This window comes from Streptomyces sp. NPDC001843, from assembly GCF_042891955.1.
Taxonomy (GTDB): Bacteria; Actinomycetota; Actinomycetes; order Streptomycetales; family Streptomycetaceae; genus Streptomyces.
This window is the reverse complement of record NZ_JBIATQ010000018.1, coordinates 1-21,707: the sequence shown is the minus strand read 5'-3', so window position 1 is coordinate 21,707 and position 21,707 is coordinate 1. Positions and strand designations below refer to the sequence as shown.

At 68.9% G+C, this 21,707-nt stretch carries 20 protein-coding genes; 16 read left to right on the top strand and 4 right to left on the bottom strand.

Features of this window, described 5'->3' with window-relative positions; translation table 11 throughout:
• The first annotated feature begins 142 nt into the window (after positions 1 to 142).
• Entirely contained in the window at positions 143 to 838 is a 696-nt protein-coding gene (locus tag ACFYZQ_RS34280; RefSeq protein WP_389156467.1) for a demethylmenaquinone methyltransferase, read from the top strand.
• Here the strand turns inward: ACFYZQ_RS34280 and ACFYZQ_RS34275 are convergent.
• Positions 825 to 1,142 carry a PASTA domain-containing protein gene (locus ACFYZQ_RS34275; protein ID WP_389156464.1) on the bottom strand — a complete coding sequence of 106 codons (318 nt, stop codon included), beginning with the start codon at positions 1,140 to 1,142 and terminating at the stop codon, positions 825 to 827. The genes ACFYZQ_RS34280 and ACFYZQ_RS34275 overlap by 14 nt on opposite strands.
• Positions 1,143 to 1,284: 142 nt before the next feature.
• On the bottom strand, positions 1,285 to 1,794 hold the full coding sequence (locus tag ACFYZQ_RS34270) for a GNAT family N-acetyltransferase (protein WP_389156461.1): 510 nt from the start codon (positions 1,792 to 1,794) through the stop codon (positions 1,285 to 1,287).
• Between the two features lie 48 nt (positions 1,795 to 1,842).
• Between ACFYZQ_RS34270 and ACFYZQ_RS34265 the strand changes: the two genes are divergently transcribed.
• Positions 1,843 to 3,177 carry a geranylgeranyl reductase family protein gene (locus ACFYZQ_RS34265; RefSeq protein WP_389156458.1) on the top strand — a complete coding sequence of 445 codons (1,335 nt, stop codon included), beginning with the start codon at positions 1,843 to 1,845 and terminating at the stop codon, positions 3,175 to 3,177.
• Here ACFYZQ_RS34265 and def read toward each other — a convergent pair whose 3' ends face one another.
• Together def and ACFYZQ_RS34255 are read right to left on the bottom strand one after the other, a co-directional pair.
• Positions 3,178 to 3,804: a peptide deformylase gene (gene def / locus ACFYZQ_RS34260; RefSeq protein ID WP_389156455.1), complete on the bottom strand. Its 627-nt coding sequence runs from the start codon at positions 3,802 to 3,804 to the stop codon at positions 3,178 to 3,180.
• A 127-nt stretch (positions 3,805 to 3,931) separates the two neighbouring features.
• Positions 3,932 to 4,759, bottom strand: coding sequence for a C40 family peptidase (locus tag ACFYZQ_RS34255; RefSeq protein ID WP_389156452.1), 828 nt, complete (start codon positions 4,757 to 4,759; stop codon positions 3,932 to 3,934).
• Positions 4,760 to 5,521: 762 nt separating this feature from the next.
• Here ACFYZQ_RS34255 and ACFYZQ_RS34250 point away from each other — a divergent pair.
• Genes ACFYZQ_RS34250 through nuoN form a run of 14 tightly spaced genes read left to right on the top strand, consistent with a single transcriptional unit; the run spans position 5,522 to position 21,584 of the window.
• A complete protein-coding gene (locus tag ACFYZQ_RS34250; RefSeq protein ID WP_007383963.1) occupies positions 5,522 to 5,881 on the top strand; it encodes an NADH-quinone oxidoreductase subunit A in 360 nt (119 codons plus the stop codon).
• A gap of 13 nt (positions 5,882 to 5,894) precedes the next feature.
• Positions 5,895 to 6,449, top strand: coding sequence for an NADH-quinone oxidoreductase subunit B family protein (locus ACFYZQ_RS34245; protein WP_007383964.1), 555 nt, complete (start codon positions 5,895 to 5,897; stop codon positions 6,447 to 6,449).
• Positions 6,446 to 7,210, top strand: coding sequence for an NADH-quinone oxidoreductase subunit C (locus ACFYZQ_RS34240; RefSeq protein ID WP_389156449.1), 765 nt, complete (start codon positions 6,446 to 6,448; stop codon positions 7,208 to 7,210). Before ACFYZQ_RS34245 ends, ACFYZQ_RS34240 begins: the two co-directional genes overlap by 4 nt.
• Complete coding sequence (locus tag ACFYZQ_RS34235; protein ID WP_389156446.1) at positions 7,207 to 8,544, top strand: NADH-quinone oxidoreductase subunit D; 1,338 nt, start codon at positions 7,207 to 7,209, stop codon at positions 8,542 to 8,544. Before ACFYZQ_RS34240 ends, ACFYZQ_RS34235 begins: the two co-directional genes overlap by 4 nt.
• The gene (gene nuoE / locus ACFYZQ_RS34230) at positions 8,541 to 9,413 is read left to right on the top strand and encodes an NADH-quinone oxidoreductase subunit NuoE (protein ID WP_389156443.1); all 873 of its coding nucleotides are present in this window, start codon (positions 8,541 to 8,543) and stop codon (positions 9,411 to 9,413) included. Before ACFYZQ_RS34235 ends, nuoE begins: the two co-directional genes overlap by 4 nt.
• Positions 9,410 to 10,759: an NADH-quinone oxidoreductase subunit NuoF gene (nuoF, locus tag ACFYZQ_RS34225; RefSeq protein WP_389156440.1), complete on the top strand. Its 1,350-nt coding sequence runs from the start codon at positions 9,410 to 9,412 to the stop codon at positions 10,757 to 10,759. Before nuoE ends, nuoF begins: the two co-directional genes overlap by 4 nt.
• Positions 10,756 to 13,260 carry an NADH-quinone oxidoreductase subunit G gene (locus ACFYZQ_RS34220; RefSeq protein WP_389156437.1) on the top strand — a complete coding sequence of 835 codons (2,505 nt, stop codon included), beginning with the start codon at positions 10,756 to 10,758 and terminating at the stop codon, positions 13,258 to 13,260. Before nuoF ends, ACFYZQ_RS34220 begins: the two co-directional genes overlap by 4 nt.
• Positions 13,257 to 14,621, top strand: a complete 1,365-nt coding sequence (gene nuoH, locus ACFYZQ_RS34215; protein WP_389156435.1) for an NADH-quinone oxidoreductase subunit NuoH — start codon at positions 13,257 to 13,259, stop codon at positions 14,619 to 14,621. Before ACFYZQ_RS34220 ends, nuoH begins: the two co-directional genes overlap by 4 nt.
• Positions 14,614 to 15,264, top strand: coding sequence for an NADH-quinone oxidoreductase subunit NuoI (gene nuoI / locus ACFYZQ_RS34210; protein WP_389156432.1), 651 nt, complete (start codon positions 14,614 to 14,616; stop codon positions 15,262 to 15,264). Before nuoH ends, nuoI begins: the two co-directional genes overlap by 8 nt.
• A complete protein-coding gene (locus tag ACFYZQ_RS34205; RefSeq protein WP_389156429.1) occupies positions 15,261 to 16,103 on the top strand; it encodes an NADH-quinone oxidoreductase subunit J in 843 nt (280 codons plus the stop codon). The genes nuoI and ACFYZQ_RS34205 overlap by 4 nt, the downstream gene beginning before the upstream one ends.
• Positions 16,100 to 16,399, top strand: a complete 300-nt coding sequence (nuoK, locus tag ACFYZQ_RS34200; protein ID WP_361449666.1) for an NADH-quinone oxidoreductase subunit NuoK — start codon at positions 16,100 to 16,102, stop codon at positions 16,397 to 16,399. The genes ACFYZQ_RS34205 and nuoK overlap by 4 nt, the downstream gene beginning before the upstream one ends.
• Positions 16,400 to 16,414: 15 nt before the next feature.
• Entirely contained in the window at positions 16,415 to 18,361 is a 1,947-nt protein-coding gene (gene nuoL, locus ACFYZQ_RS34195; protein WP_389156426.1) for an NADH-quinone oxidoreductase subunit L, read from the top strand.
• Between the two features lie 5 nt (positions 18,362 to 18,366).
• The gene (locus tag ACFYZQ_RS34190; protein WP_389156423.1) at positions 18,367 to 19,938 is read left to right on the top strand and encodes an NADH-quinone oxidoreductase subunit M; all 1,572 of its coding nucleotides are present in this window, start codon (positions 18,367 to 18,369) and stop codon (positions 19,936 to 19,938) included.
• Positions 19,935 to 21,584: an NADH-quinone oxidoreductase subunit NuoN gene (gene nuoN, locus ACFYZQ_RS34185; protein WP_389156420.1), complete on the top strand. Its 1,650-nt coding sequence runs from the start codon at positions 19,935 to 19,937 to the stop codon at positions 21,582 to 21,584. The genes ACFYZQ_RS34190 and nuoN overlap by 4 nt, the downstream gene beginning before the upstream one ends.
• The last annotated feature ends 123 nt before the right edge of the window (positions 21,585 to 21,707 follow it).

Here is a 21,707-nt window from a genome sequence, read left to right as displayed (position 1 = left end):
GCTGGGTCCTGATCGCGGGCTTCGTCCTGGTGTGCGGCTGGGTGGAGGACGTCGCGGCGAGGAAGAAGCCGAGGGTGCTGCCGTGACCGGTGTCCCGAGGGTGCTGCGCCGGTCTCGTGGACCCTGCTGCCACAATGGGCCCGTGACCCGCGCATCCCTGGACAAGCAGCCGCACGAAGTCGCCTCGATGTTCGACAACGTGGCGGAACGGTACGACCTGACCAACGACGTGCTGTCCCTCGGGCAGGACCGGCGCTGGCGCAAGGAGGTCGCGAAGGCGGTCGACGCGCGGCCCGCGCAGAAGGTCCTGGATCTGGCCGCGGGGACGGCCACCTCGTCGCTGCCCTTCGCGCGGACGGGTGCCTACGTCGTCCCCTGCGACTTCTCCCTGGGCATGCTCCAGGTCGGCAAGCGGCGCACCGCGTGGCTGCCCTTCACGGCCGGGGACGCGACACGGCTGCCCTTCAAGGACGACACGTTCGACGCCGTCACCATCTCCTTCGGGCTGCGCAACGTGCAGGACACGGACGCCGCGCTGAGCGAGATGTACCGGGTGACCCGGCCCGGCGGGCGGGTGGTGATCTGCGAGTTCTCGCACCCGACGTGGGCGCCGTTCCGCACCGTCTACACCGAGTACCTGATGCGCGCGCTGCCGCCGGTCGCGCGGGCGGTCTCCTCCAGCCCCGACGCCTACGTCTACCTCGCCGAGTCCATCCGCGCCTGGCCCGACCAGCCCGCGCTGGCCGAACGGCTGCGCAAGGCGGGCTGGTCCCGGGTGGCCTGGCGGAACCTGACGGGCGGCGTGGTGGCCCTGCACCGGGGCTTCAAGGAGAGCTGAACCCGGCCACGGCGAACGGGTCGCCGGGCTCGTCCAGCTCGCGCTGCATTCCTCCTCCGGGCGGTCTCGGGATGCGCGGCTCGCGGACACCTCCGCCGCCCTCGCCCTCACCGAAGTCGAACCACACGTACACCAGGGAGTCCCGCGGCACCTCGGCACCGGGCTTCGGGTACTGGCGTACGACGTAGTCGACGACGGTGTGGCGGAAGTCCGGCCGGTCCGGGGCGCTGAGGAACAGGCCCCATGCCTGGGCGGTCTCGCGCGCGTCCACGGCCATCAGGCCGACGAGACGGGGTACGCGCACTTCGGGTGTTTTGGGTGTTATGCGCACAGATGTCACCCCCAGTGGTACTGGAAGGGTAACCCCGAGCGTGTGGCACCCGGAAGCATTCGGTGTCTTTCTGTGACAATCGACTACTCTGGGTGACCCAAGCGGAGTGCGGCCTCTAGGTCAGGCTGAGCCGGTAGCAGTGCACCGGCGCGTCGAACCTGGGGTGGTTGTAGGACTCGGCGGGTTCCATGCCCAGGCGCAGGGCCACCGCGACGGAACGCTCGTTGCCGGGCCGGATCATGGCCATCACGTCCGGTACGCCCGCCGCGCGCACCCGGTCGACCGTCTCCCGCGCCGCCACGGTGGCGTACCCCTTGCCCCAGTGGGCCCGCCCGAGTCGCCAGCCGATCTCGATCTCACCCTTCGGGCCCCACTCGTGCGGCCATGGCTGGGCGCCCGCGAAACCGATGACCTCGTCCGCCTCGCCCAGCAGGGACCACAGGCAGAAGCCCCGCTCGGCGTCGTGCCGGCGCTGGCGTGCGGTCAGTTCCTCGTAGAACGACAGCGCCGCGCCCCCGCCGCCGAGGAACTCCATGACCTCGGGGTCGTCGAAGGCCCGGTGCCAGGTGAAGGCGTCCTCGTGGGTGGGGACGCGCAGTCGTACCGCGGGGAGAGGTCGGTTCACGGAGGCAGCCCTTCAGCCGGGTGATCAATGCTGCTGAATAGACTGCCCATGTCCAGTGCCGGTCGGCACGCACATTACGAACCTTGGGGAGATCCCGCCGTGACCGAGCCCCTCTCCGACAACACCGCCGACGTGATCGTCGTGGGGGCGGGGCCAGCCGGCTCCACCACCGCCTACCACCTCGCCAGGGCCGGACTCGACGTACTCCTACTGGAGAAGACCGAGTTCCCGAGGGAGAAGGTCTGCGGCGACGGCCTCACCCCGCGCGCCGTGAAGCAGCTCGTGGGGATGGGCATCGACATCTCCGAGGAGGCCGGCTGGCTGCGCAACAAGGGCCTGCGCATCATCGGCGGCGGTGTCCGCCTCCAGCTTGACTGGCCCGATCTCGCCTCCTTCCCGGACTACGGTCTGGTCCGCAAGCGCGACGACTTCGACGAGCAGCTCGCCCGGCAGGCGCAGAAGGCCGGCGCGCGGCTGTACGAGCGCTGCAACGTCTCCGGCCCCGTCGTCGACGACCGCACGGGCCGCATCACCGGCGTCACCGCCAAGCTCGGCGAGGAGAAGCGCGAGGTCACCTTCCACGCGCCGCTGGTCGTCGCCGCCGACGGCAACTCCACAAGGCTGTCCCTGGCGATGGGACTGCACCGCCGCGAGGACCGCCCGATGGGCGTCGCGGTCCGCACCTACTTCACCTCCCCGCGCCACGAAGACGACTACCTGGAGTCCTGGCTGGAGCTCTGGGACCGCCGCGGGCCCCAGGACCGCCTGCTGCCCGGCTACGGCTGGATCTTCGGGATGGGCGACGGGACGAGCAACGTCGGCCTGGGCGTGCTCAACACCTCCGACTCCTTCAAGGAACTGGACTGGCGCGAGGTCCTGAAGGCCTGGTGCGCCTCCATGCCCGAAGACTGGGGCTACACGCCCGAGAACATGACCGGCCCGATCCGCGGCGCCGCCCTCCCGATGGCCTTCAACCGCCAGCCGCACTACACCAAGGGCCTGCTGCTGGTCGGCGACGCCGGCGGCCTGGTGAACCCCTTCAACGGCGAAGGCATCGCCTACGCCATGGAGTCCGGCCAGCTCGCCGCCGACGTCATCGTCCAGGCCCACGCGCGGGCCACGCCCAGCGGGCGCGAACTCGCCCTCCAGCGCTACCCGCGCGTCCTCAAGGACACCTACGGGGGCTACTACACGTTGGGCCGTGCCTTCGTGAAGCTCATCGGCAACCCGAAGGTCATGCAGATCGCCGCCCAGCGCGGCCTGACCCACCCGATGCTGATGAAGTTCACCCTGAAGCTCCTGGCCAACCTCACCGACCCGACGGGCGGCGACGCGATGGACCGGATCATCAACGGGCTCAGCAGGGTGGCGCCGAAGGCGTGATCAGGCGCTGAGCGCCGCCTCGTTGGCGGCCCGGCGGGCGAACACTTCCTCCCGCCGGGCCGCCACCTGCCGCAGGGCTTCCTTCCGCTCCCGCTTCGAGAGCCGGTCCAGATACACGTACCCGTCGGTGTGGTCGGTCTCGTGGGCGAGGCAGCGCGCGAAGTAGCCCGTGCCCTCGACGACGAGCGGGCCGCCGTCCTTGTCCTGCCCGCGCACCACCGCCCGGTCCGGCCGCGGTACGTCCACGACGGCGCCCGGCACCGACAGGCACCCCTCACCCTCGACGAGCAGCCGTCGGCCCGCCGGGTCCAGGGGCTCCAGTACCGGGTTGACCATGTGTCCGACATGTCGGACACCATCGTCGTCGGGGCAGTCGTACACGAACAGGCGCAGATCGACCCCCACTTGGTTCGCCGCGAGACCCGCGCCGTCGGCGGCGTACATGGTGAGGAACATGTCGTCGATGAGCGCGGCGAGGTCCGGCCCGAACTCGGTGACGTCCCGGCAGGGCCTGTGCAGCACCTCTTCACCCGCCTCGGTGATCCGGCGCACCTTGCCGCGCCGGGCCTCGGGCGCGAGCGGGGGATAGGACGGGACGGATCGCCCCTGTACGAACACACTTGGCATGATTCGGTCTCCTTCGTCGCGTTGGCGGGCCGGAGACGGTCCGGCCCGTCGACGAGGATGTCAGGAGACCCCTGAGGGCCGCTGCCCCCGAGCGGCAGCGGCCCTTCAAACGTCGGGTGGGGTGCGGTCAGAGCACCCGCACGGCGCCGGTCGGCGGGTCGTAGTCGAGCGGGTGCTCGCCGACGCCGCTGGACGGGTTCTGCGCGCCGACGAACATGCCGCCGCCCACGTACACCGCGACGTGGTACGCGCTGCCCGCGCTGCCCCAGTAAAGGATGTCGCCCGGCTGCAGGTTGCTCAGCGAGACCTGGGTACCCGCGGTCGACTGGTCCTGCGAGACACGCGGCAGGCTGATGCCCACCTGCTTGAACGCGGTCTGCACCAGGCCGGAGCAGTCGTAGGCGGACGGGCCGGTGGCGCCGGAGACGTAGGCCTTGCCGATCTGCGCCTTGACGAAGTTGACGACCGCCGCGGCCGAACCGGTCGCCGTGGACGTGCTCGTGGAGGTGCTGGTGCTGGTGCCGGTGCTCGCCGAGGCGGAGAGGGTGGTCCGCTCGGAGCTGCGCGAAGCGCGGGCGTTGGCGGCGGCCTCCTTGCGGGCGGCCTCCTGGGCGGCCTTCTTCTTGGCCTCCGCCTTCTTCTTCGCGTCGGCGAGGTCCGCCTTGGCCTGCTTCGCGGCGTTTGCGGCGGCCGCGTCACGCTCGGCCTGCAGCTGGTAGTTCGCGGCGGCCTGCTGTGTGGCGTCCGCGGACTGGGCGACCTGAGCGGCCACATCGGCCGTCAGGGTGGGCAGTTCGAGGGTCTGCGTCACCGGCTCGGCGGCGTTCGCCGCGCCGGACGCACCGGCCACTGCCAGGGTGCCGAGAACACCACCGGCAACTCCAGCCCGCATCGCGATTTTCGACGCGCTGCGGCGGGGTTTCCGGTGGCTGCGTATGTGAGCGGTGTGGGACATGGGAACAAGCGGTACCAGGGGCTCCTTCATATCTTCAAGAAACGTGTGCTGCGCCACAGTTACTCAATCTCGGCCCCGAATCCCTCACGCGTCATTCTTTATTGACGCCGTAACGGACATTACGGGCGCAAGCGATCATGGCGTTGATCATGGGTTTTCATGATTACGTCCGAATTGCCCTCCGCCTACCATCGAGTGGGCTCGGTGGCCAAGCCCGGTTCTTATGGACCTCTCATGGATGTGGCGGAGGTCACGGAACAGTCACCGTCGGCGCCGCGTCTCGCGCGAGGATCACGACCGCATCACGGCCGGGTCACGCGACGGACTTCGTGAACGCGTGCACGCGCCCACATCCCGCCCCCCGGCTCCCTCCGACGTGTGAACGGGTGCCTCTATCAAGACCTGATCTCCAGCGCGAATTTGCATGCAAGGGAACTCTCTTGATATTGAGACGCGCCGTCCTGCCTGCGACAACGGGCGAAAATGTCACCTCTGGTGATCACTCGAACGCTTCCGGTATGAAGATCACTGCTCATCCGACTTCATGATCCTTCGTCAGGTGGCAGAGATCACAAAGCTTGGGTAATACGCCGTGTCGCAGATCACAGAGCGACAGGCATAAGATGCGAGGCAGTCGGGCTTGTGACCTGCTTCACATGTTCTCGATCTTCGCCCGGGACGAGCGGGGTTCGTGGGACCGGTGAGGCGGATGGTCCGACGCAACCGCCAGCAGTCAGTGCCGACTGAGAGGAGCGAGGAGCGGTGAACGCGTATGCGCCCATCCTCGTACTGGGAGCCCTCGGGGCAGGCTTTGCGATCTTCTCCGTGGTCATGGCCACGCTGATCGGTCCGAAGCGGTACAACCGCGCCAAGCTCGAGGCCTACGAGTGCGGTATCGAGCCGACCCCCACGCCGGCCGGCGGCGGGCGGTTCCCCATCAAGTACTACCTGACGGCGATGCTCTTCATCGTCTTCGACATCGAGATCGTCTTCCTCTACCCCTGGGCCGTCACCTTCGACGCCCTGGGCGTTTTCGGGCTCGTGGAGATGCTGCTCTTCGTGCTCACCGTCTTCGTCGCCTACGCGTACGTGTGGCGGCGTGGCGGCCTGGAATGGGACTGAGGGGCCTAACGACATGGGACTCGAAGAAAAGCTGCCGAGCGGTTTCCTGCTCACCACCGTCGAGCAGGCCGCGGGCTGGGTGCGCAAGGCGTCCGTCTTCCCGGCGACGTTCGGCCTCGCCTGCTGCGCCATCGAGATGATGACCACCGGAGCCGGCCGCTACGACCTGGCGCGCTTCGGCATGGAGGTCTTCCGCGGCTCACCGCGCCAGGCGGACCTGATGATCGTCGCGGGACGGGTCAGCCAGAAGATGGCGCCGGTGCTCCGGCAGGTCTACGACCAGATGCCCAACCCGAAGTGGGTGATCTCCATGGGCGTCTGCGCCTCCTCGGGCGGCATGTTCAACAACTACGCGATCGTCCAGGGCGTCGACCACATCGTCCCGGTCGACATCTACCTGCCCGGCTGCCCGCCGCGTCCCGAGATGCTGATGGACGCGATCCTCAAGCTCCACCAGAAGATCCAGTCCTCCAAGCTCGGCGTGAACGCCGAGGAAGCCGCCCGTGAGGCGGAGGAGGCGGCGCTCAAGGCCCTGCCCACGATCGAGATGAAGGGGCTGCTGCGGTGAGCGACGCGAACGGCACGGGCGGCGTGAACGGGTCCGCGAACGGGGTGAACCCCGAGAAGGACCTCGCCGCCTCCAACCTCCCCGGCCGGCGCGGCCAGGGCGGCGAGGAGATCCGCGTCCAGCGCGGCATGTTCGGCGCCAACAACGGCGGCGACACCTCCGGCTACGGCGGCCTCGTCCGCTCGGTGCGCCTCCCCGGACCGGCGACCCGGCCCTACGGAGGCTGGTTCGACGAGGTCGCCGACGAACTCGAGGGCGCCCTGGAGGAACAGGGCCTGCTCCCCGAGAACGCGATCGAGAAGACGGTCGTCGACCGGGGCGAGCTCACCTTCCACATCGAACGCGAGCACCTGCTGCGGGTCGCGAAGACCCTGCGCGACGACCCTGCCCTGCGCTTCGAGCTGTGTACCGGCGTCAGCGGCGTCCACTACCCGCACGACAAGGGCCGCGAGCTGCACGCCGTCTACCACCTGCGCTCGATCACCCACAACCGGCTGCTCCGCCTCGAGGTCAGCGCCCCCGACGGCGACCCGCACATCCCGTCGCTGGTCTCCGTCTATCCGACCAACGACTGGCACGAGCGCGAGACCTACGACTTCTTCGGGATCGTCTTCGACGGCCACCCGGCCCTGACCCGGATCATGATGCCGGACGACTGGCAGGGCCACCCGCAGCGCAAGGACTACCCCCTCGGCGGCATCCCCGTCGAGTACAAGGGCGCCCAGATTCCGGCTCCGGACCAGCGGAGGTCGTACTCGTGAGCACGCAGTCAGCAGCCGCGTCCGCCGCGTCGGCACGTGAGACCACCGAGGGCACCGTCTACACGGTCACCGGTGGTGACTGGGACGAGGTCGTCCAGTCCGCGGCCCGTGCCGACGACGAGCGCATCGTCGTCAACATGGGTCCCCAGCACCCCTCCACCCACGGGGTGCTCCGACTCATCCTGGAGATCGAGGGCGAGACGGTCACCGAGGCCCGCTGCGGCATCGGCTACCTCCACACCGGCATCGAGAAGAACCTCGAGTACCGGACCTGGACGCAGGGCACCACGTTCGTGACGCGCATGGACTACCTGACGTCCTTCTTCAACGAGACCGCCTACTGCCTCGCCGTCGAGAAGCTCCTCGGCATCGAGGACCAGATCACCGAGCGGGCCAAGATCATCCGGGTGCTCCTGATGGAGCTGAACCGGCTCTCCTCGCACCTGGTGTGCATCGCCACCGGCGGCATGGAACTCGGCGCCACCACGATCATGATCTACGGATTCCGTGATCGTGAAATGATTCTCGACATCTACGAGCTCATCACGGGCCTCAGGATGAACCACGCGTACATCCGCCCCGGCGGACTCGCGCAGGACCTGCCGCCCGGCGCGGTGGACCACATCCGCGAGTTCGTGAAGAAGATGAAGAAGAACCTCCCGGAGTACGACAAGCTCGCCACCGGGAACCCGATCTTCAAGGCCCGTATGCAGGACGTCGGCTACCTGGACCTGGCCGGCTGCATGGCCCTCGGCGCCACCGGACCGATCCTGCGCTCCACCGGCCTGCCGCACGACCTGCGCAAGGCGCAGCCGTACTGCGACTACGAGACGTACGACTTCGAGGTCCCGACCGCGGACTCCTGCGACTCCTACGGCCGTTTCCTGATCCGCCTGGAGGAGATGCGCCAGTCGCTCGGGATCGTCGAGCAGTGCCTGGACCGGCTGCAGCCCGGCCCGGTCATGGTCGCCGACAAGAAGATCGCCTGGCCCGCCCAGCTCGCCCTCGGACCGGACGGCCTCGGCAACTCCCTCGACCACATCAAGAAGATCATGGGCACCTCCATGGAAGCCCTGATCCACCACTTCAAGCTGGTCACGGAGGGCTTCCGCGTCCCGCCGGGACAGGCGTACGTGGCCGTCGAGTCGCCCAAGGGCGAACTCGGGGCCCACGCCGTCTCCGACGGCGGCACCCGCCCCTACCGGGTCCACTTCCGCGACCCGTCGTTCACCAACCTGCAGGCCATGGCGGCGATGTGCGAGGGCGGCCAGGTCGCCGACGTCATCGTCGCCGTAGCGTCCATCGACCCCGTGATGGGAGGCGTCGACCGGTGACCACCTCTTCTTCGGAGCGGGGCGTCAGCCTGGGCATGCCCGAGCTGCCCGCGCCCGCGTACCCGGACGACGTCCGAGCCCGGCTGGAGACGGACGCGCGCGAGATCATCGCCCGCTACCCCGACTCCCGGTCCGCCCTGCTCCCGCTGCTGCACCTGGTGCAGTCCGAGGAGGGCCATGTCACGCGCACCGGGATGCAGTTCTGCGCGGACGTGCTGGACCTGACCACGGCCGAGGTGACCGCCGTCGCCACCTTCTACACCATGTACCGGCGCAAGGCCTCCGGCGACTACCAGGTCGGGGTCTGCACCAACACCCTGTGCGCCGTGATGGGCGGCGACGCGATCTTCGAGGAGCTCCAGGAACACCTCGGTGTCGGAAACGGTGAGACCACCGGCGACGGCAAGGTCACCCTGGAGCACATCGAGTGCAACGCGGCCTGCGACTACGCGCCGGTCGTGATGGTGAACTGGGAGTTCTTCGACAACCAGACCCCGGCCAGCGCCCGACGCCTGGTCGACGACCTGCGCGCGGGACGTCCCGTGCAGCCCACGCGCGGGGCACGCATGTGCACCTTCAAGGAGACCGCCCGGATCCTGGCGGGCTTCCCCGACGAGCGGCCAGGGGCCGTCGAGGAGAGCGGCGGTGCGGGACCCGCTTCGCTGGTGGGCCTTCGCCTGGCAAGGGGAGAGACCGCACCCGCGCGGGTGGTGCATCCGCGGGACGGCGGACCGCACGACGAACCGCAGGACCGGGTGGTGCACGAGCCGTCGCCGGCCGAACACCTCAGTTCACATGACGCGCCGCAGGACACGTCGGCCTCCGACCCGTCCCACCCGGCAGGGCCTACCGCCGAGGAGGGGGAGTGATGAGCGTGGCTGCCGAACTCAAGGACACCAGCCCCGAGAAGCTGCTCGCACCCGTGCTGTCGGCCTTCTGGGACGAGGACAGGTCCTGGACGCTGGACGTCTACCGGAGGCACGAGGGGTACGAGGGGCTCCGCAAGGCGCTCGCCATGTCACCGGACGACCTGATCGCGTACGTCAAGGAGTCCGGTCTGCGCGGGCGGGGCGGCGCGGGGTTCCCGACCGGAATGAAGTGGCAGTTCATTCCGCAGGGTGATGGAAAACCGCACTATCTAGTTGTCAACGCCGACGAGTCGGAGCCCGGGACGTGCAAGGACATCCCGCTCCTCTTCGCGAACCCGCACAGCCTCATCGAGGGCATCGTCATCGCGTGCTATGCCATCAGGTCTTCGCATGCCTTCATCTATCTGCGTGGTGAAGTCGTCCCCGTTCTGCGGCGGTTGCACGAGGCCGTGCGCGAGGCCTACGCGGCGGGCTACCTCGGCGAGAACATCCTGGGCAGCGGACTCGACCTCCAACTCACCGTGCACGCCGGCGCCGGCGCGTACATCTGCGGTGAGGAGACCGCACTGCTCGACTCGCTCGAAGGCCGCCGTGGTCAACCGCGGCTGCGTCCCCCCTTCCCTGCTGTCGAGGGCCTCTATGCGTGCCCGACTGTTGTGAACAACGTCGAGTCGATCGCGTCGGTTCCCGCCATCCTGAAAAACGGGAAAGAGTGGTTCAGGTCGATGGGCAGCGAGAAGTCCCCGGGCTTCACGCTGTACTCGCTCAGTGGCCACGTCGCCAGCCCCGGCCAGTACGAGGCCCCGCTCGGCATCACACTCCGCCAGCTCCTCGACATGAGCGGCGGGATGCGCCCCGGGCACCGGCTGAAGTTCTGGACGCCCGGCGGCTCCTCGACGCCGATGTTCACCGACGAGCACCTCGACGTCCCCCTCGACTACGAAGGAGTGGGCGCCGCCGGTTCCATGCTCGGCACGAAAGCACTGCAGTGCTTCGACGAGACCACCTGCGTGGTGCGGGCCGTCACCCGCTGGACCGAGTTCTACGCCCACGAGTCCTGCGGCAAGTGCACGCCCTGCCGTGAAGGGACGTACTGGCTGGTGCAGTTGCTGCGGGACATCGAGGCCGGCAAGGGCGTCATGTCCGACCTCGACAAGCTCGTCGACATCGCCGACAACATCAACGGCAAGTCCTTCTGTGCCCTCGGCGACGGCGCCGCCTCGCCGATCTTCTCCTCGCTCAAGTACTTCCGCGAGGAGTACGAGCAGCACATCACGGGCCGGGGCTGCCCCTTCGACCCGGCCAAGTCGACGGCCTGGGCGGACCGCCCGGAGGTGAACGCATGACCGTGACCACCAGTTCTCCCACCAGTGGGGGGCAGGCGGCGGTCCCGCCGGAGGACCTCGTCACGCTGACGATCGACGGCATCGAGATCAGCGTGCCCAAGGGCACCCTGGTCATCCGGGCCGCCGAACAGCTCGGCATCGAGATCCCCCGTTTCTGCGACCACCCCCTGCTCGACCCGGCCGGCGCCTGCCGCCAGTGCATCGTCGAGGTCGAGGGCCAGCGCAAGCCCATGGCGTCCTGCACGATCACGTGCACGGACGGGATGGTGGTGAAGACCCACCTCACCTCGCCGGCCGCCGAGAAGGCCCAGCACGGTGTGATGGAACTGCTGCTCATCAACCACCCGCTGGACTGCCCGGTCTGCGACAAGGGCGGCGAGTGCCCGCTGCAGAACCAGGCCATGTCGCACGGCAACGCCGAGTCCCGCTTCGGAGGGAAGAAGCGGACGTACGAGAAGCCGGTCCCGATCTCCACACAGGTGCTGCTCGACCGCGAGCGGTGCGTGCTGTGCGCCCGCTGCACCCGGTTCTCCAACCAGATCGCGGGCGACCCGATGATCGAACTGCTCGAGCGGGGAGCGCTCCAGCAGGTCGGCACCGGTGAGGGCGACCCGTTCGAGTCGTACTTCTCCGGGAACACGATCCAGATCTGCCCGGTCGGCGCGCTGACCTCGGCGGCCTACCGTTTCCGCTCCCGTCCCTTCGACCTGATCTCGTCGCCGTCGGTCTGCGAGCACTGCGCGGGTGGCTGCGCGACCCGCACCGACCACCGGCGCGGCAAGGTCATGCGGCGGCTCGCCGCCGAGGACCGCGAGGTCAACGAGGAGTGGGTCTGCGACAAGGGCCGCTTCGCGTTCCGGTACGCGCAGCTCAAGGACCGGCTCGAGGCGCCGCTCGTCCGCAATGCCGAGGGCGAGCTGGAGCCGGCCTCCTGGCCGGAGGCGCTGCAGATCGCCGCCCAGGGTCTGCTGGCCTCTCGTGGCAGGACCGGTGTCCTGACCGGCGGGCGGCTCACCGTCGAGGACGCCTACGCGTACAGCAAGTTCGCGCGCGTGGCCCTCGACACGAACGACATCGACTTCCGCGCGCGTGTGCACAGCAGCGAGGAGGCCGACTTCCTGGCATCCCGGGTGGCGGGGCGCGGCCGCGACCTCGACGGTACGGGCGTCACGTACACCTCTCTCGAGAAGGCGCCCGCGGTCCTGCTGGTCGGGTTCGAGTCGGAGGAGGAGGCGCCCGGCGTCTTCCTGCGGCTGCGCAAGGCCTGGCGCAAGCGCAAGCAGAGGGTGTTCTCGCTGGCCACTCACGCCACTCGCGGCCTGGAGAAGGCGGGCGGCACACTGCTGCCGGCCGCTCCCGGGACCGAGACCGAGTGGCTGGACGCGCTCGCGAGCGGCGTCGGCCTGGAGGACGCCGGGGCGCTGGCCGCCGAGGCGCTGCGGACCGAGGGCGCGGTGATCGTCGTCGGTGAGCGGCTGGCCTCGGTCGCCGGTGGCCTCACCGCCGCCGCACGCGCCGCCTCCGCGACCGGCGCGGGGCTGGTGTGGATTCCACGGCGAGCCGGGGAGCGCGGCGCCGTCGAGGCCGGCGCGCTGCCGTCGCTGCTGCCGGGCGGCCGCCCGGCGACCGACCCTCGCGCGCGTGACGAGGTGGCCGCGGCCTGGGGCCTGGCCGAGCTCCCGCACCGTTACGGCCGCGACACCGGCCAGATCATCGAGGCCGCCGCGAGCGGCGAGCTCCAGGCCCTGCTGGTCGCGGGCGTAGAGGTCGCCGACCTGCCGGACCCGGCACGCGCGCGTGAGGCACTGCGGGAGGCCGGGTTCGTGGTGTCGCTGGAGCTGCGGCCCAGCGAGGTCACCGAGCACGCCGACGTCGTCCTCCCGGTCGCGGCGGTCGCCGAGAAGGCGGGCACCTTCCTCAACTGGGAGGGCCGCGGTCGCCCCTTCGAGGCCGCGCTCAAGCCCGACCAGATGACCCGCCGCCTGGCGCCGTCCGACGGGCGGGTGCTCCAGATGCTGGCCGACGCCATGGACGTACACCTGGGCCTGCCGGACCTTCGGACCACGCGCGCGGAACTGGACCGGCTCGGCGCCTGGGACGGGCCGCGGGCCTCCGAGCCGCTGGAAACGGCGGGTGTGCTGCCGCGTCCGGCCGCCGGGGAGGCGGTGCTCGCCGGACACCGGCTGCTCCTCGACCAAGGAGTGCTCCAGGAGGGCGACGAGGCACTCGCCGGAACCCGGCATGCGGCACGCGCGCGTGTGTCGGCCGCCACGGCCGCCGAGGCAGGTGTCGAGAACGGCGGCGTCCTCTCCGTGACCGGTCCCGCCGGGGTGGTGGAAATCCCCCTCCAGATCACCGAGATGCCCGACCGGGTGGTCTGGCTCCCGCTGAACTCGCTCGGCGGCGGTGTCGCCTCCGACACCGGGGCACAGCCCGGCTCCCTCGTCCGCATCGGCCCGGCGGCGCTCGCCGGTGAGGCCCCCAAGGAGGTGGAGGCATGAGCCCGTACCTTGCCGCTGAAGACCTCTCGATGTTCGGCCGCGACCCCTGGTGGCTGGTCGTCGTCAAGGCGGTGTTCTGCTTCGCCTTCCTGATGGTGACCGTGCTGTTCTCCATCGTGTGGGAGCGCAAGGTCGTCGCCTGGATGCAGCTGCGCATCGGCCCCAACCGGCACGGCCCCTGGGGCATGCTCCAGTCGCTCGCCGACGGCATCAAGCTGATGCTGAAGGAAGACGTCATCGTCAAACGCGCGGACAAGGTGGTGTACGTCCTCGCGCCGATCGTCGCGGCCATCCCGGCCTTCATGGCGATCGCGGTGATCCCCTTCGGACCGGCCGACAACGAGATCTCGATCTTCGGTCACCGCACCACGATGCAGCTCACCGACCTGCCGATCGCGATGCTCTACATCCTCGCGGTCGCCTCGGTCGGCATCTACGGCATCGTGCTGGCCGGCTGGAGTTCCGGGTCCACCTATCCGTTGCTGGGCGGTCTGCGCTCCTGCGCGCAGATGATCTCCTACGAGATCGCCATGGGCGCCGCGTTCGCCTCCGTGTTCCTCTACTCGGGGTCCATGTCGACGTCGACGATCGTCGAGCAGCAGCAGGACCGCTGGTACATCCTGCTGCTGCCGGTCTCCTTCATCCTGTACATCGTCACGATGGTGGGCGAGACCAACCGCGCCCCCTTCGACATGCCGGAGTCCGAGGGCGACCTGGTCGGCGGCTTCAACACCGAGTACTCGTCGATCAAGTTCGCGATGTTCATGCTCGCCGAGTACGTCAACATGGTGACCGTCTCGGCCGTGTCCACCACACTCTTCCTGGGCGGCTGGCGTGCCCCGTGGCCGATCAGCACCTTCTGGGAGGGCGCGAACCACGGCTGGTGGCCGATGCTGTGGTTCGTCATCAAGGTGCAGCTGCTGCTGTTCTTCTTCATCTGGCTGCGCGGCACGCTCCCGCGCGTGCGCTACGACCAGCTGATGAAGCTCGGCTGGAAGGTCCTCATCCCGGTCTCCGTGACATGGCTGATGCTCGTCGCGACCGTACGGACCCTCAGGAACGAGAACTACGACTTCGCCGACATCGCCCTCTACGTCGGCGGTGGTGTCCTGGTCCTGCTTCTGCTGTCCTTCGTCGCCGACATGTTCCGCGACAAGGGCGGGAAGGCCGAGCCGCCCGCCGTCCAGCCCGCCGGGTTCGACCCGATGGCCGGTGGGTTCCCGGTGCCGCCGCTGCCCGGACAGGAACTTCCGCCGGTGCCCAGGCGCCGCTCGCGCCGCGACCGCGAGCTGATTGTCAGTGGTGGGCCGGACACTGTCAGTGACGGATCTTCGGATGGAAAGGAGGCGTCCGATGGCTGAGGAGCCTCAGGAGACCGGGCAGTCCAAGCCCGGCTTCCAGAACCCCGTGGCCGGCTTCGGCGTGACCTTCAAGGCCATGTTCAAGAAGCGGCTGACCGAGCAGTACCCGGAGCAGAAGAAGACCACGGCTCCGCGGTTCCACGGACGGCACCAGCTCAACCGCCATCCGGACGGCCTGGAGAAATGCGTCGGCTGCGAACTGTGCGCCTGGGCCTGCCCCGCCGACGCCATCTACGTCGAGGGCGCCGACAACACCGACGAGGAGCGCTACTCGCCGGGCGAGCGGTACGGCCGCGTCTACCAGATCAACTACGCCCGCTGCATCCTGTGCGGGCTGTGCATCGAAGCGTGCCCCACGCGCGCGCTGACGATGACCAACGACTTCGAGCTGGCCGACTCCAGTCGCGCCAACCTGATCTACACGAAGGAGCAGCTGCTCGCCGGGCTCGAGGAGGGCATGGTCGACTCCCCGCACGCCATCTACCCGGGCATGGACGAGCAGGACTACTACCGGGGCCTGGTCACCGAGGCCGCGCCCGGGACCGTACGGCAGGTTGCCCGCTCCAAGGGCGAGGTGCCGCAGGAGGCCACCTCGACCTTCGGCGAGGACGAACCCGCCTCTCAGAAGGTGATCGGCCGATGACCGCGCAGCTCGCCGCCTACTCCACCTCCACGGGAGAGGCCTTCCAGTTCTGGGTCCTAGGGACCGTCGCCGTGATCGGCGCCCTGTGCACCGTCTTCATGAAGAAGGCCGTGCACAGCGCGCTCTGTCTCGCCGGAACCATGATCATCCTGGCGGTGTTCTACCTCGCCAACGGGGCCTACTTCCTGGGGATCGTGCAGATCGTCGTCTACACCGGCGCGATCATGATGCTGTTCCTGTTCGTGGTGATGCTCGTCGGCGTCACGGCCGCGGACTCGCTGAAGGAGACCATCAAGGGCCAGCGCTGGCTGGCCCTCCTGTGTGGGGTCGGCTTCGCGGTCCTGCTGTTCGCCGGGATCGCCAACGCCTCGCTGACCGAGTTCGCCGGCACCGGCCGGGCGAACTCGAACGGCAACGTACAGGGCCTGGCGCAGCTCATCTTCACCAAGTACGTCTTCGCCTTCGAGATCACCGGCGCCCTGCTCATCACGGCCGCCGTCGGCGCCATGGTGCTCACCCACCGCGAGCGCACCGAGCGCGCCAAGACGCAGCGCGAGCTGGCCGAACAGCGGGTGCGCGAGGGGAAGCACGTCCCGCCGCTGCCCGCACCGGGTGTGTACGCCCGGCACAACGCCGTCGACATCGCGGGCCTGCTGCCCGACGGCACCCCGTCGGAGCTCACGGTCAGCAAGACGCTGCGTGAACGCGGTCAGATCCGTGACGTGTCGACGGAAGCCCTCAACGACCTGCGGGCCCTGGAACAGCGTGCGGAGGAGCGCCTGGAGCGCAGGACGATCGAGCCGGCGAACTTCAAGCGGGCCGAGGAGGCGTCGAAGTGAACCCCGTCAACTACCTGTATCTCGCGGCGCTGCTGTTCACGATCGGCGCGACCGGCGTGCTCATCAGGCGCAACGCGATCGTCGTGTTCATGTGCATCGAGCTGATGCTCAACGCCTGCAATCTCGCGTTCGTCGTCTTCTCCCGGATGCACGGCAACCTCGACGGCCAGATCATCGCCTTCTTCACGATGGTCGTCGCCGCCGCCGAGGTCGTCGTCGGTCTGGCGATCATCGTGTCGCTGTTCCGTGCCCGCCACTCGGCCTCGGTCGACGACGCCAGCCTGATGAAGCTGTAAGGGGTCGGGAGAATCGTGGAGAACCTGATCGCGCTGCTGATCGCGGCGCCCCTGCTCGGAGCGGCCGTCCTGCTGGTCGGCGGCCGGCGGCTCGACGCCGTCGGCCACTGGATCGGCACGCTCCTGTCGACGACCTCCTTCGTGTTCGGCGTGATCCTCTTCGCCGACCTCCTGGGCAAGGACGCCGAACACCGCACGCTCACCCAGCACCTGTGGACGTGGATCTCCGTGGGCAGCTTCCAGGCGGACGTCACCTTCCGCCTCGACCAGCTGTCGATGACGTTCGTGCTGCTGATCACCGGCGTCGGCTCGCTGATCCACCTGTACTCGGTCGGGTACATGGAGCACGACGAGCGCCGCCGCCGCTTCTTCGGCTACCTGAACCTGTTCCTCGCGGCGATGCTGCTGCTGGTCCTCGCCGACAACTACCTGCTGCTGTACGTCGGCTGGGAGGGTGTCGGTCTCGCCTCCTACCTGCTGATCGGTTTCTGGCAGCACAAGCCCAGCGCGGCGACCGCGGCGAAGAAGGCCTTCCTCGTCAACCGGGTCGGCGACATGGGCCTGTCGATCGCGATCATGCTGATGTTCACGACCTTCGGGTCCTTCGCCTTCGGCCCGGTGTTCAGCCACGTCGGTGACGCCTCCGAGGGCAAGCTCACCGCCATCGGCCTGATGTTGCTGCTCGCCGCCTGCGGCAAGTCCGCCCAGGTGCCGCTGCAGTCCTGGCTCGGGGACGCGATGGAGGGCCCGACCCCGGTCTCGGCCCTCATCCACGCCGCGACGATGGTGACCGCGGGTGTGTACCTGATCGTCCGGTCCGCAGCGATCTTCAACGCGGCGCCCGACGCACAGCTCGTGGTCACCGTGGTCGGCGCGGTCACGCTCCTGTTCGGTGCGATCGTCGGTTGCGCGAAGGACGACATCAAGAAGGCGCTGGCCGGCTCGACCATGTCGCAGATCGGCTACATGGTGCTGGCCGCGGGGCTCGGCCCCATCGGCTACGTCTTCGCGATCATGCACCTGGTGACGCACGGCTTCTTCAAGGCGGGGCTCTTCCTCGGGGCCGGTTCCGTCATGCACGGCATGAACGACGAGGTCGACATGCGCAAGTACGGCGGCCTGCGCAAGTACATGCCGGTCACCTTCATCACCTTCGGCCTCGGCTACCTCGCCATCATCGGCTTCCCGTTCCTGTCCGGGTTCTACTCCAAGGACGCCATCATCGAGGCGGCCTTCGCCAAGGGCGGCACCCAGGGCTGGATCCTCGGCGGCGTGGCCCTGCTGGGTGCGGCCATCACCGCCTTCTACATGACGCGCGTGATGCTGATGACGTTCTTCGGTGAGGAGCGCTGGAGGAACCAGCCCACCCGCTCGCCTGAGGCGCCGAGCGCGGAGCCCGCGGCCGAGCACCACGGCGAGCACGCTGAGCCACACCCGCACGAGTCCCCGAAGGTCATGACGATCCCCATGATCGTGCTGGCCGTCGGCTCGGTCTTCGGCGGGTTCTTCTTCAACCTCGGCGACCGCTTCCTGCACTGGCTGGAGCCGGTCACCGGACACAGCGAGGGCAACTCGCCGGTCAGTGCCTGGGCAGTCACCGGGGCGACCCTGGTGTGCCTGGTCGTCGGCGTCGGCATCGCCTACGCACAGTACGGCCGCAAGCCCGTCCCGGCCGTGGCCCCGCGCGGGTCGCTGCTCACCCGGGCAGCCCGGCGCGACCTGCTCCAGGACGACTTCAACCACGTGGTCCTGGTGCGCGGCGGAGAGCACCTCACGCGCTCCCTGGTGTACGTCGACCACACCCTGGTCGACGGGGTCGTCAACGGCACCGCGGCCTCGTTCGGGGGCCTGTCCGGACGGCTGCGCAGGCTGCAGAACGGCTTCGCGCGTTCCTACGCGGTCTCGATGTTCGGCGGCGCGGCACTACTGGTCGCCGCGACCCTGCTGATGAGGGCGGTCTGATACCGATGTCCTTTCCTCTGCTGACAGCGACGGCGGCGCTCCCGGCCGTCGGAGCGGTCGCCACGGCCGCCGTACCGGCCGCGCGGCGCACCGCCGCCAAGTGGCTCGCGCTGCTGTTCTCGCTCGCCACGCTCGTCCTCGCGATCGTCGTCCTGGTCCGCTTCGACCCGGACGGCGCCCGCTACCAGCTCACCGAGTCCCACGCCTGGATCAAGGACTTCGGGGTCCGGTACGAGCTGGGTGTCGACGGCATCGCGGTGGCGCTCGTCGCGCTGACCGCCCTGCTCATCCCGTTCATCGTCCTCGCCGGCTGGAACGACGCCGACCCGCTGGAGACCGGAAGCCGCCGCTGGCGACCCACCCAGGGCTTCTTCGCGCTGATCCTGGCCGTCGAGGCAATGGTGATCATCTCTTTCGAGGCCACCGACGTCTTCGTCTTCTACATCTTCTTCGAAGCCATGCTGATCCCGATGTACTTCCTCATCGGCGGCTTCGGGGACCGTGCCCACGAGCACGGAGAAGAGGCGGCTTCGACGCAACGCTCCTACGCGGCGGTCAAGTTCCTGCTCTACAACCTGGTCGGCGGCCTGATCATGCTGGCCGCGGTGATCGGCCTGTACGTGGTCGCCGGCAGCTTCTCGCTCACGGAGATCGCCCAGGCGCGCACCAACGGCTCCCTGCACATGGCGACGAGCACCGAACGCTGGCTGTTCCTGGGCTTCTTCTTCGCCTTCGCGGTGAAGGCGCCCCTATGGCCGCTGCACACCTGGCTGCCCAACGCGATGGGGGAGGCCACCGCCCCGGTCGCCGTGCTCATCACGGCGGTCGTCGACAAGGTGGGCACCTTCGCGATGCTCCGCTTCTGCCTCCAGCTGTTCCCGGAGGCGAGCAAGTGGGCGACGCCCGTCATCCTCGTACTGGCGTTGATCAGCATCGTCTACGGTGCGCTGCTCGCGGTCGGCCAGCGGGACATCAAGCGGCTGGTGGCCTACGCGTCGATCTCCCACTTCGGCTTCATCATCATGGGCATCTTCGCGATGACCAGCCAGGGCCAGTCCGGGGCGACTCTGTACATGGTCAACCACGGCATCTCCACGGCCGCGCTGATGCTGGTCGCGGGCTTCCTGATCTCCCGGCGCGGGTCGCGGCTCATCGCGGACTACGGGGGTGTGCAGAAGGTCGCCCCGGTCCTCGCCGGCACGTTCCTGATCGGCGGTCTGGCCACCCTCTCGCTGCCGGGGCTCGCGCCGTTCGTGAGTGAGTTCCTGGTGCTGGTCGGCACGTTCACGCGCCACCCGGTGATCGGGATCATCGCCACCTTCGGCATCGTGCTCGCCGCGCTCTACACCCTCGTCCTGTACCAGCGGACGATGACGGGCCCGGTGAAGCCGGAGGTCTCCGCGACGCCCGACCTCCGTGCGCGTGAGCTGGTGGTCGTGGCTCCGCTGATCGTGCTGCTGATCTTCCTGGGCGTCTATCCGAAGCCCGTGACGGACATCGTCAACCCGGCGGTCAAGCAGACCATGTCCGACGTACACAAGCAGGATCCCAAGCCCGAGGTGGAGGCGGCCAAGTGAGTGCAGCAGCCGTCCACAGCCTGTGGACAACCGCGGCCGAACCGATCTCGAAGATCGACGCGCCGAAGATCGAATACGGACAGCTCTCCCCGACCCTGATCGTCGTCGGTGCGGCGATCGTCGGGGTGCTGGTCGAGGCGTTCGTCCCCCGCAAGTCCCGCTACTACGCACAGGTGTTCGTCTCTGCGGTCGCGCTGGCCGCCGCCTTCGCCGCGGTGATCGGCCTCGCGGCCGACGGCTACGGCACCACGAAGGCGCACATCGCGGCGATGGGCGCGATCGCGGTCGACGGGCCGTCGCTGTTCCTGCAGGGCACGATTCTGCTGGCCGGTCTGGTCGGCCTGTTCACCTTCGCCGAACGGCGGCTCGACCCGGCGGCACACGGCAACCGGGTGGACTCCTTCGCCGCGCAGGCGGCGTCCGTGCCGGGCAGCGACAGCGAGAAGGCCGCGGTGAAGGCCGGTTTCACCACCACCGAGGTCTTCCCGCTGCTGCTGTTCGCGGTCGCCGGGATGCTGGTGTTCCCCTCGGCCAACGACCTGCTGACGCTGTTCGTGGCCCTGGAGGTCTTCTCACTCCCGCTGTACCTGCTGTGCGCGCTGGCCCGCCGCAAGCGGCTGATGTCGCAGGAGGCCGCGGTCAAGTACTTCCTGCTCGGCGCGTTCGCCTCGGCGTTCACCCTGTTCGGCATCGCGCTGCTGTACGGCTACGCCGGCTCGGTGTCGTATGCGACGATCGCGCAGGTCGTCGACGGCACGGTCACCAACGTCGACCCGGCGCTGGCCGACACCATGGGCAACGACGCGCTGCTGCTGATCGGTGCCGCGATGGTGGTGATGGGGCTGCTGTTCAAGGTCGGCGCCATCCCCTTCCACATGTGGACGCCCGACGTCTACCAGGGCGCCCCCGCCCCAGTCACCGGTTTCATGGCGGCGGCGACCAAGGTGGCGGCCTTCGGCGCGCTGCTGCGACTGCTGTACGTCGTACTGCCCGGCATGCGCTGGGACTGGCGGCCGGTCATGTGGGCCGTCGCGATCATCACGATGCTGGGCGGTGCGATCGTCGCGATCACCCAGACCGACATCAAACGGCTGCTGGCCTACTCGTCGATCGCGCACGCCGGATTCATCCTCGCGGGTGTCATCGCGACCTCGAAGGACGGTGTGTCGTCCGTCCTCTTCTACCTGGCCGCGTACTCGTTCGTGACGATCGGCGCGTTCGCCGTGGTGACCCTGGTGCGCGACGCCGGCGGTGAGGCGACGCACCTGTCCAAGTGGGCGGGGCTCGGTCGCCGGTCGCCGCTGGTGGCCGCCGTCTTCGCGGTGTTCCTGCTGGCCTTCGCCGGTATCCCGCTGACCTCCGGGTTCGCCGGGAAGTTCGCCGTCTTCAAGGCGGCGGCGGAGGGCGGCGCGGTCCCGCTGGTCGTGATCGGTGTGATCTCCTCGGCGATCGCGGCGTTCTTCTACATCCGCGTGATCGTGCTCATGTTCTTCAGCGAGCCCCGGCCCGAGGGCCCGACCGTCGCCGTGCCGTCCCCGCTGACCATGGCGGCGATCGGCGTGGGCGTGGCGGTGACGGTGGTGCTCGGCGTGGCACCGCAGTACTTCCTGGACCTGGCGAGCCAGGCCGGAGTGTTCGTGCGCTGACCGGATGCGAAGGGCCCCGGTCCTCCCTCGGGATGCTGTTGGTTAATCCGGGGCCGTGCGTGACGTCGGTCTTCAAGACCTGGTTGTGGTCTTGAAGACCGACGTTGTCGTATGGGGTGGGTG